This is a genomic window from Aureimonas sp. SA4125 (assembly GCF_019973775.1).
GTDB lineage: Bacteria > Pseudomonadota > Alphaproteobacteria > Rhizobiales > Rhizobiaceae > Plantimonas.
The window spans coordinates 904,853-918,927 of the sequence record NZ_AP025032.1 but is presented as its reverse complement, the minus strand read 5'-3'; the positions used below and the strand labels follow the sequence as shown (position 1 = coordinate 918,927).

General features: G+C 67.4%; 17 protein-coding genes. 8 read left to right on the top strand and 9 right to left on the bottom strand.

Translation table 11 applies throughout. From position 1 onward, the window contains the following. Positions 1-2: 2 nt before the first annotated feature. Both Sa4125_RS04235 and glnT read left to right on the top strand, forming a co-directional pair. Entirely contained in the window at positions 3-1,340 is a 1,338-nt protein-coding gene (locus Sa4125_RS04235) for an FMN-binding glutamate synthase family protein (protein ID WP_224003991.1), read from the top strand. 80 nt (positions 1,341-1,420) lie between these two features. Beyond that, positions 1,421-2,719: a type III glutamate--ammonia ligase gene (gene glnT / locus Sa4125_RS04230; RefSeq protein ID WP_224003989.1), complete on the top strand. Its 1,299-nt coding sequence runs from the start codon at positions 1,421-1,423 to the stop codon at positions 2,717-2,719. A gap of 263 nt (positions 2,720-2,982) precedes the next feature. Here glnT and Sa4125_RS04225 read toward each other — a convergent pair whose 3' ends face one another. The 5 genes from Sa4125_RS04225 to gph form a co-directional block, all read right to left on the bottom strand. Further along, positions 2,983-3,282 (bottom strand): helix-turn-helix transcriptional regulator, encoded by a 300-nt coding sequence (locus Sa4125_RS04225; RefSeq protein ID WP_224003987.1) that lies wholly within the window; start codon positions 3,280-3,282, stop codon positions 2,983-2,985. Between the two features lie 104 nt (positions 3,283-3,386). Beyond that, positions 3,387-3,602: a hypothetical protein gene (locus Sa4125_RS04220; RefSeq protein WP_224003985.1), complete on the bottom strand. Its 216-nt coding sequence runs from the start codon at positions 3,600-3,602 to the stop codon at positions 3,387-3,389. 241 nt (positions 3,603-3,843) lie between these two features. Then, positions 3,844-4,107: a DUF2188 domain-containing protein gene (locus Sa4125_RS04215; protein WP_224003983.1), complete on the bottom strand. Its 264-nt coding sequence runs from the start codon at positions 4,105-4,107 to the stop codon at positions 3,844-3,846. A 115-nt stretch (positions 4,108-4,222) separates the two neighbouring features. Further along, positions 4,223-4,942 (bottom strand): HAD-IA family hydrolase, encoded by a 720-nt coding sequence (locus tag Sa4125_RS04210; RefSeq protein ID WP_224003981.1) that lies wholly within the window; start codon positions 4,940-4,942, stop codon positions 4,223-4,225. Next, complete coding sequence (gph, locus tag Sa4125_RS04205) at positions 4,939-5,634, bottom strand: phosphoglycolate phosphatase (RefSeq protein WP_224003979.1); 696 nt, start codon at positions 5,632-5,634, stop codon at positions 4,939-4,941. Before gph ends, Sa4125_RS04210 begins: the two co-directional genes overlap by 4 nt. Positions 5,635-5,840: 206 nt before the next feature. Between gph and Sa4125_RS04200 the strand changes: the two genes are divergently transcribed. Next, positions 5,841-6,677 (top strand): transglutaminase family protein, encoded by an 837-nt coding sequence (locus Sa4125_RS04200; RefSeq protein WP_224003977.1) that lies wholly within the window; start codon positions 5,841-5,843, stop codon positions 6,675-6,677. A gap of 85 nt (positions 6,678-6,762) precedes the next feature. On the opposite strand, the gene Sa4125_RS04195 is transcribed toward Sa4125_RS04200, so the two are convergent. Together Sa4125_RS04195 and Sa4125_RS04190 are read right to left on the bottom strand one after the other, a co-directional pair. Beyond that, a complete protein-coding gene (locus tag Sa4125_RS04195; RefSeq protein ID WP_275967463.1) occupies positions 6,763-7,275 on the bottom strand; it encodes a MaoC family dehydratase in 513 nt (170 codons plus the stop codon). Between the two features lie 3 nt (positions 7,276-7,278). Beyond that, positions 7,279-8,097: an SDR family oxidoreductase gene (locus tag Sa4125_RS04190; RefSeq protein WP_224003975.1), complete on the bottom strand. Its 819-nt coding sequence runs from the start codon at positions 8,095-8,097 to the stop codon at positions 7,279-7,281. 205 nt (positions 8,098-8,302) lie between these two features. Here Sa4125_RS04190 and Sa4125_RS04185 point away from each other — a divergent pair, with 205 nt between their 5' ends. From Sa4125_RS04185 to Sa4125_RS04165, 5 genes are all read left to right on the top strand, one after another. Then, complete coding sequence (locus Sa4125_RS04185; protein ID WP_224003973.1) at positions 8,303-9,343, top strand: zinc-binding dehydrogenase; 1,041 nt, start codon at positions 8,303-8,305, stop codon at positions 9,341-9,343. A 131-nt stretch (positions 9,344-9,474) separates the two neighbouring features. Continuing rightward, positions 9,475-10,560 carry a glycosyltransferase gene (locus tag Sa4125_RS04180; RefSeq protein WP_224003970.1) on the top strand — a complete coding sequence of 362 codons (1,086 nt, stop codon included), beginning with the start codon at positions 9,475-9,477 and terminating at the stop codon, positions 10,558-10,560. Continuing rightward, positions 10,550-11,623: an acyl-CoA dehydrogenase family protein gene (locus Sa4125_RS04175; RefSeq protein ID WP_224003968.1), complete on the top strand. Its 1,074-nt coding sequence runs from the start codon at positions 10,550-10,552 to the stop codon at positions 11,621-11,623. Before Sa4125_RS04180 ends, Sa4125_RS04175 begins: the two co-directional genes overlap by 11 nt. Positions 11,624-11,639: 16 nt before the next feature. Further along, positions 11,640-12,368, top strand: a complete 729-nt coding sequence (locus Sa4125_RS04170) for a PIG-L deacetylase family protein (protein ID WP_224003966.1) — start codon at positions 11,640-11,642, stop codon at positions 12,366-12,368. After that, positions 12,365-12,955: an SAM-dependent methyltransferase gene (locus Sa4125_RS04165; RefSeq protein WP_224003964.1), complete on the top strand. Its 591-nt coding sequence runs from the start codon at positions 12,365-12,367 to the stop codon at positions 12,953-12,955. Before Sa4125_RS04170 ends, Sa4125_RS04165 begins: the two co-directional genes overlap by 4 nt. 45 nt (positions 12,956-13,000) lie before the next feature. Here Sa4125_RS04165 and Sa4125_RS04160 read toward each other — a convergent pair whose 3' ends face one another. Beyond that, positions 13,001-13,246, bottom strand: a complete 246-nt coding sequence (locus tag Sa4125_RS04160) for a formate dehydrogenase subunit delta (RefSeq protein WP_224003962.1) — start codon at positions 13,244-13,246, stop codon at positions 13,001-13,003. Beyond that, positions 13,236-14,075, bottom strand: coding sequence for a formate dehydrogenase accessory sulfurtransferase FdhD (gene fdhD, locus Sa4125_RS04155; protein WP_224003960.1), 840 nt, complete (start codon positions 14,073-14,075; stop codon positions 13,236-13,238). The genes Sa4125_RS04160 and fdhD overlap by 11 nt, the downstream gene beginning before the upstream one ends.

Below are 14,075 nucleotides of genomic sequence, written 5' to 3'. Positions count from 1 at the left end.
TCATGAACGCTCCGATGAAACCCGTCCACCGCACGCTGCCGCGCTATTCCGCGACTTTCGATCCGCACACGATCTCGGAGATCCAGCGCGCGGCGGCAACCGGCATCTACGACATCCGCGGCGGCGGCGCCAAGCGCAAGGTGCCGCATTTCGACGATCTGCTCTTCCTCGGCGCGTCGATCTCGCGCTATCCGCTCGAAGGCTACCGCGAGAAATGCGGCACCGACGTCGTCCTCGGATCGCGCTTCGCCAAGAAGCCGATCCGGCTGAAAATTCCGGTCACCATTGCCGGCATGAGTTTCGGGTCGCTGTCGGGGCAGGCCAAGGAAGCGCTCGGCCGTGGCGCGAGCCTTGCCGGGACCTCGACGACCACGGGCGACGGCGGCATGACCGAGGAGGAGCGTGGGCATTCCTCGATCCTCGTCTACCAGTACCTCCCCTCGCGCTACGGCATGAACCCGAAGGACCTGCGCCGCGCCGACGCGATCGAGATCGTCATCGGTCAGGGCGCCAAGCCCGGTGGCGGCGGCATGCTGCTCGGCCAGAAGATCTCGCCGCGCGTCGCCAAGATGCGCACCTTGCCGGAAGGCATCGACCAGCGCTCGGCCTGCCGCCATCCCGACTGGACCGGGCCGGACGATCTTGAGATCAAGATCGAGGAACTCCGGGAGATCACCGACTGGGAGAAGCCGATCTACGTCAAGATCGGGGCCTCCCGGCCCTATTACGACACCGCGCTGGCGGTGAAGTCGGGTGCCGACGTCGTCGTCCTCGACGGCATGCAGGGCGGCACGGCGGCGACGCAGGAAGTGTTCATCGAGAATGTCGGCCTGCCGATCCTCGCGGCCATCGCCCCGGCCGTTCGGGCGCTGCAGGACCTCGGCATGCACCGCAAGGTGCAGCTGATCGTCTCCGGCGGCATCCGCTCCGGCGCGGATGTCGCCAAGGCCCTGGCACTCGGTGCCGATGCGGTCTCGATCGGCTCGGCGGCGCTGATCGCGCTCGGCGACAACGACCCGGCGCTGGAGGCCGAATACCAGAAGCTCGGCACCACGGCCGGCGCCTATGACGACTGGCACGAGGGCCTCGACCCCGCCGGCATCACCACGCAGAACCCGGAGCTCGCCGCCCGCCTCGACCCGGTGCTCGCCGGCCGGCGCCTCGCCAACTACCTCGCCGTCCTGACGCTCGAGGCGCAGACCATCGCCCGGGCGTGCGGCAAGAGCCATGTCCACAATCTCGAACCCGAAGATCTCGTCGCCCTGACCATGGAAGCGGCGGCCATGGCCCGCGTGCCGCTCGCCGGGACGAGCTGGATCCCCGGACAGACAGGACTTTGATCGAAGGGGCGCAAGACGCCCCTTCTTCGTATCCCGCGATGCCTGCCCGATCACAAGACCATTTCGACCGAGGGGATTTCATGTCAGCCAGCCTGGAAGCGATCGCGAAAAAGCGCGGGATCAAGTATTTCCTGATCTCCTATACCGACCTCTTCGGCGTGCAGCGCGCCAAGCTGGTGCCGGCCCAGGCGATCGACAAGATGGCCGAGGACGGCGCCGGGTTCGCCGGCTTTGCCACCTGGCTCGACATGTCGCCGGCCGACCCCGACGTCTTCGCCAAGCCCGATCCGGACAGTCTCATTCAGTTGCCGTGGAAGCCGGAGGTCGGCTGGCTCGCGGCGGATCCCTGGATGAACGGGGCCCCGGTCGAGCACGCGCCCCGCAACACGCTGAAGCGGCTCGTCGCCGAGGCCGCGGCCAAGGGCTATGCGGTCAAGACCGGCGTCGAATGCGAGTTCTTCCTGACGACGCCGGACGGGCGGGCGGTCTGCGATCAGGCCGACCGGCAGATGAAGCCCTGCTACGACCAATCGGCCCTGATGCGCCAGTACGACATCATCACCGAGATCGGCGACGCCATGCTCGCCCTCGGCTGGAAGCCCTACCAGAGCGACCACGAGGATGCGAACGGCCAGTTCGAGATGAACTGGGCCTTCGACGACGCGCTCCTCACGGCCGACCGCCACGCCTTCTTCAAGTACATGGCCCGCTCGATCGCCGAGAAGCACGGGCTGCGCGCAACCTTCATGCCGAAACCCTTCATCGACCTCACGGGATCGGGCTGCCACGCGCATGTCTCGCTCTGGCAAGGCGAGACGAACGTCTTCGAGGACCCGGACGGAGAGCTCGGGATTTCCAAGATCGGCTACCAGTTCCTCGGCGGCATCATGCACTCGGCCGAGGCGTTGACGGCGATCTTCAATCCGACGGTCAATTCCTACAAGCGCATCAATGCGCCGCGGACGACCTCGGGGGCCACCTGGGCGCCGAATGCGATCACCTATACCGGCAACAACCGCACGCACCTCATCCGCATCCCCGAGGGCAACCGCTTCGAGATCCGCCTCGCCGACGGCGCGGCCAACCCCTATCTGCTGCAGGCCGGCATCATCGCCGCCGGGCTGGACGGGTTGGAGAACGCGCGCGATCCCGGTCCGCGGCTCGATATCAACATGTACACCGAAGGCCATACGGTCGGTGATGCCAAGAGGCTGCCGCTGAATCTGCTCGACGCGCTGCGCGCCCTCGGCGCGTCCGACATCATGAAGCAGCGGCTCGGCGCGGTAGTCCCGAGCTATCTGAAGCTGAAGGGCGAGGAGTGGAACGCCTACTCCCGCCACCTGACCGACTGGGAGCGCGAGAACACGCTCGACTGCTGACGAGGCCGGCGGGTTGGCGAAACCATATCCGCGACGCACCGACCGGCGCGGCCGGCGCGAGACAGGGCCGAATTGTCCGGCGCCTGCCTTGGACAGCGTGCTCTTGCAGAGGCCGACCAAGGCACCCGGCCCGGAGGGCCGGAGAGTGCCTGCGCCCGCGAAACCCGCCGGCCCAGCGATCAGGCATGAAATCGTCTTCGGGGTAGTTCCTGCCGACACGAGGTCCGCACGCTTGATCGATCCTCGGCGAAGTCGGCGGTATGTCACGTGGCGGGTGCCGGCGCTCTGGGCGCCATCACCGCCAACCTCGCAATGCCCGCCGGCTCCGAATGCTGATGGCTATCGTTTTGAGGGAGATCCATCTCGACGGATTCGATACCATCGAAGAACCAGCCCGGCGCAACATCGAACTCGACGGCAATCCGGTAGAGGCGGCTGGCGCTGATGCGGTTCGCGCCGGTTTCGTACTTCTGGACCTGCTGATAGCTGACGCCGACCTTCTGCCCGAGTTCTTCCTGGGTCAGGTTCTTCTGCAATCGAATTTGGCGGACGCGACGCCCCACGTGCACATCCACGACATCTGGCTCTAAACGCACTTCTCATACTCCAGGAAAATATTAGGCTCCCGAGGATACGAGCTAGAGCACCTGTTGCGGTTTCACAAAGGCTATTTCCGTTTATCCTTTCCATCAGTGTCGCGAACGAGCGCGAGAAGGAGGTCCTCCTCGATCATCCGCGCCTTCTCTGCCGCCGCAGGAATGCCCAGCCGACTGGCTTCCTTCGCGATATAAATGGAGAAATGCAGGAGTGCAGCGACGTCCTTGGCACGCTGGCCTGGATCGCTCCCCTCGCCGACATCTCGCTCGTGCAGAACCTGCGACATGGATCCCCTTCCTGTCTTGAAAGGGTACCGCCAGGTGGCAGGCTCTCCCAATCCCCCCGTGGTGGCGCAGGGCCGCAAGGGCTGGGGCGCCCCTCGCTCCACTTCATCCTGTCTCTGGCCGACATCAGCGCACCGTCGCGGTCCGTCCAACCGTGGTATCGCGTGGGACCCGAGCAGCCCATCGATAGCAGTCTGCGTCAAACAGCCACTGCCGGCCTGTCGCCAAGACCCGCCGGTCCCCTCAGCCCTTCGGATCGGGTTCGGCGACATCGACGACATGAGTCTGCGGGCGATCGGTCCCCTGCGCCAGTTCCTCGTGCCACCGTCCCGATGCGTCCTGATAGCTGATGCCGTCCGTCTCGCCGGAAAGCGACTGCCGGGCGGCTGCATTCTTGGCGGCCACGAGAGCATGGTCGTGGGTGGGAAATGTCTCGGAGAAGACGTCGGACACCTTGTAAGCCCAGCCGCCATCATGCTGGACGATCTCGTAATTCAACTCGCTCATCGCTCATCTCCCTTTCGTGCCTGACGCCGGGCCTTCGGCCTGCGCCGAGACCCCGTCGACCACCGGCGCGTCCGCGCCACCGTACGACAATCCCCGTCAGTGTCTCGTGTTCCCGTCACGGGGACAAGGGCAGACCCGGCGGCTGCTTTCCGTCCCCGGCGCCGAAAAGTTTCCACACCGGTCCGGCGTGGCGGAGATCGGGCAGGACGAGGTCCGCCCCCGTGAAATCCTCGTCGAGGGTGTACCGTGCAGGGGTCACGACGCAGCGCAGGCCCGCCGCCTTGGCGGCGCGCAGCCCGTTGCTGGAATCCTCGAAGGCGAGGCAGGCTTCGGCCGGCAGGCCAAGTCTTTCGAGCGCCAGGTCGTAGATGTCGGGCGCCGGTTTCTTCTCGGCGACCATGTCGCCACAGGCGATCACTTCGAAAAGATCGGCGTCGCCGAAGGCCGTGGCGAGCAGCCCGTCGACGTTCTCGCGACTCGTCGTCGTCGCGATCGCCAGCCGGATGCCGCGCCGCCGGGCCTCCATCACGAGGTCCAGGACGCCGGGCCGGAGGGCCGTTTGTCCCCCGGCGACGGCCTCGACGTAATGGCGCGTCTTGGCCTGGTGAAGCGCCGGGATCAACGCGTCGAACGGCATGTCGGAGACGATCTCCCCCTCCTCGACAAAAGTGCGCAGCCGCTCCTTGCCGCCGGAAACCTTCAGCAGTTCCCGGTAGCGGTCGGTGTCCCAGTGCCAGGGCAGGTTCGCCTCGGCGAAGGCCGCGTTGAAGGCGGCGCGATGCATTTCCTCGGTTTCCGACAGCGTGCCGTCGACATCGAAGATGAAGGCGCTCACACCCGGCCCTCGACTGCCGCCAGGGCCTGCAAGGCATCCGGCAGATCGTTCAGGCGATCGACGACGGCGCTGGCCCCGAGGGCGTCGGCGCCGTGGCTGGTGTAACCGCCGCGGACGGCGACGACCGCCATGCCGGCGGCCTTCGCGGCATCCACGTCGTTCTCCGAATCGCCGACGAAGACGACGTCGGCCGGCGCCAGCCCCAGCCTTTCGCAGGCGAGCAGCAGCAGTCCGGGCGCCGGCTTCTTCTCCGGCCCGGCATCGCCGCCGACGATGATCGCCATGAGGTCGGCAAGGCCGAAATGGACGAGGATTTCACGCGTCTCGGCCTCCGGCTTGTTGGTAACGACGCCGATCGGCATGCCGCTTTCGCCCAGGCTGCGGGTCGTGTCGCTGGCGCCGGCGTTCAACGTCGTCAGTTCCGTCGCGCGCGGCTTGTAGATGGCGAGGAAGCGGTCGACGACCCGGTCGAGCGAGGCCGGGTCGATGTCCTTGCCCAGCGCCGCATAGGCCCGCTCGATCAGCTTCGGCACCCCGCCCCCGATCATGCCGACGACCGCCTCGAGGAGGAAGGGCGGCTCGCCGAGGCTCTCCAGCGTCTGGTTCAGCGAGGCATGGATGTCGGGCGCCGAGTCGATCAGCGTGCCGTCGAGATCGAAGAGCACGGCCTTCGGCCAGGAGGGTGAGGTCATCGCTTTTGCATCCTTGTCCTGCGATCGCCCGGCGATCGGATAGCGGGGCCCCAGCCTCTGCGCGAAGGCCGAGCTGCGACGGCCCGATTCGCGGGTTCATTCGCTGCGGATTTTTGCAGGATCACGCGTCGGGATATGGTCGTCAACGTCGCCGTCGCGTAAAGCGTGAACCCTGCCACGCCGACCTCGAACCGCCGGACATCTTCATGCACTTCAAGCTCGGCTGCACGCTCTCCTACGAAGCCTGGGACCGGGCGCTGTTCTTCTTCAATGTGCAGGCGGCGGGCAACGAGAGTCAGACCGTGATCGAGGAAAGCCTGACGATCGACCCGCCGCAGACCATCGAGACCTACGTCATGCCCGAGACCGGCAACCGCTGCCTGCGCTTCGAGACCGGGCCGGGTCCGCTGACGCTGCGCTACGAGGCGATCGTGGATCACCATCCCCTGCGTCTCGACGCGACGGACATCGGCGAGACCGATGCCGCGGTGCTGCCGCCGCGGGTGCTGCCCTATCTCATTCCAAGCCGCTATTGCGAGGCGGACCGGCTGGCGCACCTCGCCAACATCGAGTTCGGGGCGATGGCGCGCGGGCATGACCGGGTCACCGGCATCTGCAACTGGATCTACGGCCAGCTCGGCTACATCTCGGGATCGAGCGATCTCCACACCTCGACGCTCGACACGCTTGTCGACCGTGCCGGCGTCTGTCGCGACTTCGCCCATCTCGGCATCGCTCTCTGCCGCGCGCTCGGCATTCCCGCCCGCTATGTCAGCGTCTATGCCTGGCGGCTTCGCCCGCAGGATTTTCACGCCGTCTTCGAGGCCTATCTCGGCGGGCGCTGGTATCTCTTCGACCCGACCCGCCAGGCGGCGATCGAGGGACTGGTGCGGATCGGCGTCGGCCGCGATGCCGCCGAGGTCGCGTTTGCCAACTTCATCGGCCCGGTGGAACCGGGAGACATGAGCGTGCACATCGCGCCGCTCGATCCCCCCGACTGGTACGTTCCGACGATCGATGCGGTGAGCGTCTCCGCCCACTGAAATTGGCGGCCGGCGGCTTCACGCGAGAACGTCCGCGCGAAGCCATCCGCTCCGGACATATCGGCGCGCGGGTGCGCGGGCGAGACTATTCCTCGGGCGGGCTGAGCACTGCCAGGGTGATCCAGTGCGCGGTCAAAGCAGGCTTCACCGCGCCCTCGATCTCGATCGTCGCGTCCCACGCCGATTGCAGCGACACCGCCCTTTCCGTCAGGTCGACCAGCTTGAACCGACCCCGGATGCGGACACCCGATTTCACCGGGTTCATGAAGCGCACGCGGTCGAACCCGTAATTGATCCCCATGCGCGTGCGCTCGACGCCGGGAAGCGCGTCGAAGGCGAGGCGCGACAGCAGCGACAGGGTCAGGAACCCATGGGCGATGGTGCCGCCGAAGGGCGCCTCGGCCTTGGCGCGGGCGGGATCGACGTGGATGAACTGATGGTCGATCGTCGCATCGGCAAAGGTGTCGATCATCGCCTGGTCGACCATCAGCCAGTCCGAGAGCTTTTCCTCGCCGCCGAGAAGCGCCCGGTAGTCGGCGAGCGGAATCAGCTTTTTCTGCAGCGCCGCTTCTTCGGCGCGCCTTTCGGCATCTGACAAGAATCATCCTTCCTCGAACAAGGCATGGCCGGTCTCGACCCCGATGCCACCGTCGACCGGCAGAATCGCTCCCGTCGTATACGCCCCGGCACGGCTGCAAAGAAACAGGGTCGCACCGGCGATGTCGTCGGCATGACCGATCCGGCCCAGCGGCACGCCGCGCCCGACCGCCGCGGCCTTTTCCGCCGTGCCGGTGGCAAAGGCCGTCATCTTCGAGGCGAAGGGCCCGGGCGCCAGGGCATTGACCGTGACGTGGCGGCCGGCGAGTTCCTTGGCGAGGATCTTCGTCAGGTGATGCACGGCGGCTTTCGAGGCGGCGTAGGAATAGGCGCCGTCGCCGAGCGGCGCTGCCCCCATCACCGAGCCAAGATTGACGATGCGGGCGGGATCCCCAGCCGAGGCGTGGCGCGTGAGCTGCGGCAGGAGCTGCTGCGTCAGCGTGAACAGGCCGGCGACGTTGACACCCATGACGCGGGCCCAGGCCTCGTGGGGGAAGTCGTCGAGCGGCGCCCCCCAGGAGACGCCGGCATTGTTGACGAGGATGTCGAGCCTCTCCGTCTTCTCGCCCAGCGCCGCCACGAGGGCCATGATGCCGGACTCCGTCGCGACGTCGCCGCCGAACCCCTCGACCCGGCCGGGATGGCCCTCGGCATTGATGTCGTCCGCAGCGGCAAGACAGGCCTCGGCCTTGCGCGAGGCGATCAGCACCCGCGCGCCGCCGGCGGCAAGACCGGTCGCGATCATCCGGCCGATGCCGGTGGCGCCGCCGGTGACGAGCGCCGTCTTGCCCTCAACCGAAAAGAGCCTGTCCAAAACACCCATTGCTTCCCTCCCGAAGCCGCGACCGCGCGGCACCTTCGCCGAAACTGACACCGGGAGTCCCGCTGGTCCACCATCGCCTGTGCAGTCGCCGGTGGCTTGCGACGTCGGGCGGTACCCATCCGGCCCCCGCAGCCTATCTTCGAACACTATTCCCCGGCCGCCACCCCTGGTGAAACGCCGACGGCACCCAGAAAAGGATCCCGCCATGACCCCTCCCGAAACGATGAAGGCGCTGGTCGTCACCGGCGAAGGCTATGCCGGGACGTCGACAGGCCTTGGCATCGCGCAGGCCGGCGACTGGCTCGAGCTCCGGGAAATCCCGGTGCCGAAGGCGACGGGCCGCAATGTCCTCGTCAGGATCGGGCTCGCCAACGTCAATCCGTCCGACGTCCACTTCATCAAGGGGGAATACGGACAACCGCGGCGCCGGGGCGTGCCGGCGGGTTTCGAGGGCATGGGCGTGGTCGTGGCGGCGGGCGATGCGGCGGGCGAAGCCCTGATCGGCAAGCGCGTCGCGCTGTCGGTTGTGGCCACGGGCTCCGGGACCTGGGCCGAATATGCGCTGACCGACGTCGCCGCCGTGGTGCCACTTGCCGAAGGCCTGCGCGACGAGGATGCGGCGGCGCTGATCGTCAACCCGCTGAGCGCCGTCGCCATGGTGCATGTCGCCGAGGACCTCGGCGCCAAGGCCTTCCTGATGACGGCGGGCGCCAGCCAGTTGTGCAAGCTGATCGGCTCGCTTGCCCGCGAGAAGGGAATGCACGCCATCCCGATCGTGCGCCGGGAGGAGCATCGTGCGCTGCTGGCGCAGATGGGGGCCCAGACCGTCCTGAACTCCGGCGCGTCCGACTATGCCGAGGCGCTCGGCGCGGCCCTTGTGGCGGACAAGCCAACCGTGCTGCTCGACGCCGTCGGCGACCAGAACGCCGCCGACATCTTTGCCGCCATGCCGCAGGGGGCGCACTGGATCGTCTACGGCGTTTTGTCCGACACCCCGCCTCGCCTCGCCAATCTCGCTCAGCTCATCTTCATGGGAAAGAAGATCGAAGGCTTCTGGCTCAGCCAGTGGCTGAAGTCTGCGCCCCCGGCGCAGCGGGAGGCCGCCTTCACGACGGTGCAGCGACGGTTCATCTCCGGCGCCTGGAAGACCGACGTCGCCGCCACTCTATCCCTCGGCGAAGCCTTGGAAAAATTGGCTCCGGCGCTGGGCGGCATCAACAAGGGCAAGATCATGCTGCAGCCCTAGGAGCTTTGCCATCTGCAATGCCTGTCCGGCGAAACTCAGAACCGAAGACTAAGGAGCCAGCTACCGAGCCCGCGCAACATAAGCTGACTTCGTCAGTTCATGACTCTGTGACATCTGACGGGACAGCGGGCATGAGCAAGGCGGGGGAGCACTGGCCGGTAGTAGCCATACCGGCGCGCAACGAGGAACGGCGGCTTCCGGCACTGCTGGCAGCGCTCGCCGGACAAAGCTGGCAACGACACTCCGGTCGACCGCTCGCTGTGGTCATTGTCCTCAACAATTGCGTCGACGGCTCCAGCGCGGCCGTCGCCGCCGCGATCGACGCCGAGCCGCGGCTGTCCGTCACCCTCATCAACATCCAGCTGCCCGCCGAAGACGCCCATGTCGGCAATGCCCGGCGTCTGGCGATGGACACGGCTCTGGCTTCTGCCGAAGACCGCCAGCACTGCGCGATCCTGACGACGGATGCCGACGCCGTCCCTCCATCGGACTGGGTCGATGCGAACCTGCGCCACCTCAACGACGTCGATCTTGTCGGCGGCATCATCCGCGGCAATGAAGCGGAGGAGGCGCAACTCGGCCCGGGCTTTCGCCGTCGCGCGAGCCTTCATCTGCACTATGCCAAACTGACCGATCGGCTGGCCGCGTGGATCGATCCGATCGAGCATGACCCATGGCCGCGCCATCGCGACCACACGGGCGCCAGCCTTGCCGTGCGGGCGGACGTCTATGCCGCCGTCGGCGGTCTGCCCACGCTGCCGCTCCGCGAGGATATCGCCTTCGTCTCGAAGGTCGTGGCAGCGGGCTACCGGCTTCGGCATCCGCTGGACGTGCGCATCGACGTCTCGGCCCGCCTGGTCGGTCGGGCCAAGGGGGGCATGGCGGACTGCCTGAAGGAGTGGATGCGCGAGGAGGCCTTGGGCACTCCGCTCCTCGTCGAGGATCCGCTGCGCGTCATCGCGCGTTTGAGCCGCCGACGCAGGCTGCGGCAACTGGAACACGCCTCCGTCGCAGACCGGGTCGCCCTCGCCTACGAGATCGGCGTCGATCCGGGTGTCCTCTGCGACAGCGGGGGAAATCCCTTGCCCGGCGCCCGTCTCGTCGAGGGTTTTGCGGTCGGCGAGCCCGACGCGGCAGCGACCGTTCCCATCGATGCGGCCATCGCGGCAGTCGAGGTGATGCTCGGGCAGATCAGGGAGATCGCCCGTGCTGCATGAACGGCTCGATGCTCCCGGTTTCCTTGGACTGACGCGGGCACTGGCTGCCAATGCGCCAGACAGCGATCGCTCGGGCAGCTTTCCCGAGAGAAATTTCGACATCCTGCGAAGCGGTGGACATGTCGCCCTGCCGCCGATCGCCGCCTCGGATATCGGAACCCTGCTGCAACTTCTCGCCGCCGTCGGGCGCGGCGACCTCAGCACCGGGCGGATCTTCGAGGGGCATTGCAATGCGATGCTGCTGATCGAGGCCTGCGGCACGCCGGAACAGCGCACCGACGCGCGCACAGCGACGGCGCAAGGCAAGGTCTTCGGCGTCTGGAACACGGACATGCCGGGCAACCCCCTTCTGCTGGAGGACGGTCATCTCGTCGGCGCCAAGAATTTCGCCTCCGGCGTCGACGGCCTCGCCACGGCGATCGTGACGGTTTCGACACCCGGCGGGCGGCAGATGCTGGCGGTTCCCCTCGACGACGTCAGCGTCGATCGCAGCTGGTGGCGGCCGATGGGCATGCACGCATCCGGCAGCCACATCGTCGATTTCGGCCGCCGTGAAGTCCCGCCAAGCTGGATACTCGGCGATCCCGACGTCTACATCGCACAACCCTGGTTTTCCGGTGGTGCGATCCGCTTCGCCGCGGTGCAGCTGGGTGGCATGCACGCCATCCTCGACGTCGCCGTCAACCACCTGACCCGGATCAGGCGAGAGGGAGACCCCTACCAGAGCCACCGGATCGCACGGATGGGGATCGCCGTGGAGACCGGCTATGCCTGGCTCGACCGGGCTGCCGCCACGTGGCAGGAAGCCGCCGAGGCCAAGACGCCGACGTCGAGCGAGCGCCTTGTCTCGACTGCCAACGCCTTCCGGACCGTTGTCGAGACCGAGGCGCTGAGGGTCCTGGAACTGGCCGAGCGCAGCGTCGGCGCGGGCGGGTTCATCGCGCCCCACCCGCTGGAGCGCCTCGTGCGCGATCTCCGGACCTATTTGCGCCAGCCCAATCCGGATGGTGCGCTCGCCGCGCTCGGCCAGGCAATCGTCGCCGGCCGGTGGGCACCAGGATGAACGCATGACCATGCCAATGAGACAGCTTGACCCTCGCCCATCGCTCGACCCGGAGACCGTCGCGGCCGAGCGCATTCTCGTCGTGGCACCGCATCCCGACGATGAGTCGCTCGGCTGCGGCGGGCTGATCGCGACGCTCGCCCGCGTCGGCCGCTCGTTCCATTTCCTTTTCGTGACGGACGGCGGCGCATCGCATACCGGCTCCGCCGTCTGGTCCCGCTCGGCCCTGGCGGCACAGCGCGAAGTCGAGGCAGCCGATGCCATTGGGCGCCTCGGCACGCCCGACTCCGGGCGCACCTTCCTGCGTCTGCCCGACGCGGCCATGCCGCCGTCGGGGAGTGATGCGGAGGCCGAGGCGCGATCGGCCGTCATCGCCCTGCTGGCCGATTTTCGGCCCGAACTGGTTCTTCTGCCCTGGCGGCGCGACCCGCATTGCGACCACCGCGACACATGGGCGCTGCTGCACCGGGCGATGGCAGAGCTGCCGCATCCGCCGCAGACGCTGGAATATGCGATCTGGCTTCACGAACTGGGCGCCGAGGGAGACCATCCCCATGCCGGGGAGGCCGAGCGGGTCGGCTACGATATTAGCGCGGCGGTTGCCGCCAAACGCTCGGCGACGGCCGCGCACCTGTCGCAGACGACGGCGCTGATCGACGACGATCCGACTGCCTTTCGTCTCTCGACCGAGACGATCGACAGGCTCACGGGTCCGACGGAAGAATACTGGCGCCCGCTGCCATGAAGGCGATCGGGCCGGAGGGTTTCGAGGCGATGTTCCGGGCCGATGTCGACCCGTGGAACTATCGCGCTTCCCGATTCGAGGCGTTCAAGCGGAAGGTCCTGCTGCGCGCCTGCGGCGACCGCCCGTATGGTCGGACGCTGGAGCTTGCCTGCGCCAATGGCGAGACGACGCTCGCACTGGCGCCGCGCAGCCTGCGGCTGCTGGCACTCGATTCATCGCCGACGGTCATCACCGAGGCAGAACGGCGGACGGCGCATCTGGACGGGGTCGAAACGGCTGTCGCGGTTCTGCCGCGGGAAATGCCCAAAGGCACCTTCGACCTGATCGTGGTGTCGGAGATTCTCTACTACCTCGGTCTCCGCGACTGCCGGGTGCTACTGCGATCCCTCGCGAATGCGACGCGGGGACGGATCGTGATCGTGCATCACGTCAGGGATTTCGGGGACGCCGCGCAAAAACCGTTCAGGGCGCAGGCGGATGCCCGGCGCTTCCTGCGTGCGCGGATGAGCGAGGTCTTCCATGAGCGCCATGGCCGGTTCGAGGCCCTGGCCTTCGACGCGCATCGCTCGCGTGGCGCGTCGCGTTAAAGCGGGTGGAGAGTCTCGGCGGCAGGCTCTTTCGGCGAAGGCAGCCTACTCCTGCGACGTAGCCTCTGGCACGACGGGACGACGGATATCGGCCATCGCTTCCAGTACGAGCGGATGGACGTCCTCGACCGATCCACTCTCGATCCGCTCGAACAGCTTGGCGCGCATGCGTGGCTCCCAGAAACTGTTGATGTGATCGGCGACGTTCGCCGTCGCGCGGGCGCCTTTGGGATTGGAGGCGCAGAAGGTCGCGATCTGGTTGGCCATGTGGATCAGTTTGTCATGCTGCATGGCTGGTCTCTTCGTGGACGGATGAGAAGGCGCCGACGACGCGGCCGGGATGGGTGAAGATCTCGAACTCGTCGCCGCGCACGACCGCCACGAGGGTGATGCCGGCGGCTTCTGCCTCGGCAACCGCCAGTGCCGACGGCACGGAGACCGCCGCGATCAGGCCGCAGCCCATCATCGCCGCCTTCTGGATCAGTTCGACGGAAAGGCGGCTGGTTATGGTCAGAAAGCCGCTGGCCGGGTCGACGCCCTGCTGCGCCAGCGCGCCCGCAACCTTGTCCAGCGCATTGTGTCGGCCGACATCCTCGCGCGTCAGAACCTGCCTGACCGTGCCCTCGCGGTGGAAGGCGGCGGCGTGGACGGCGCGCGTGGCGCGCCCCAGCGACTGCTCGCAGGCCATGGCCGCGACCGCCGCGACGATCGCCTCCGGCGCGATGGTGAGATCGTCGGCGACGACGGGAAGTTCGCGCGCCGCCAGCGCCAGCGATTCGACGCCGCAGATACCACAACCGACGGGACCCGCCATCTGCCGGCGGCGCGCCGTGTAGGTCTGGCTGCGCTCTTCCGACAGCCAGATTCGGCAGTCGAGCCCGAGCTCGGTCTCGACCACCTCGAGCCGCGCGATCTCGTCCAGCCCCGCCACTATCCCCTCATTGAGGGCGAGGCCGATGCCAAGGTCCTCGACATCCCTTGGGGTCGCCATCATCACGGCGTGGGTGGACCCATTGACGGAGATCGCCACGGCGCACTCCGCCGGCACAGCGCGCTCAATGGCGACGAACCGTCCGCCTCGGAAGGCGAGCACCGGGATGCGCGTGGCGCCCTCGGTCAT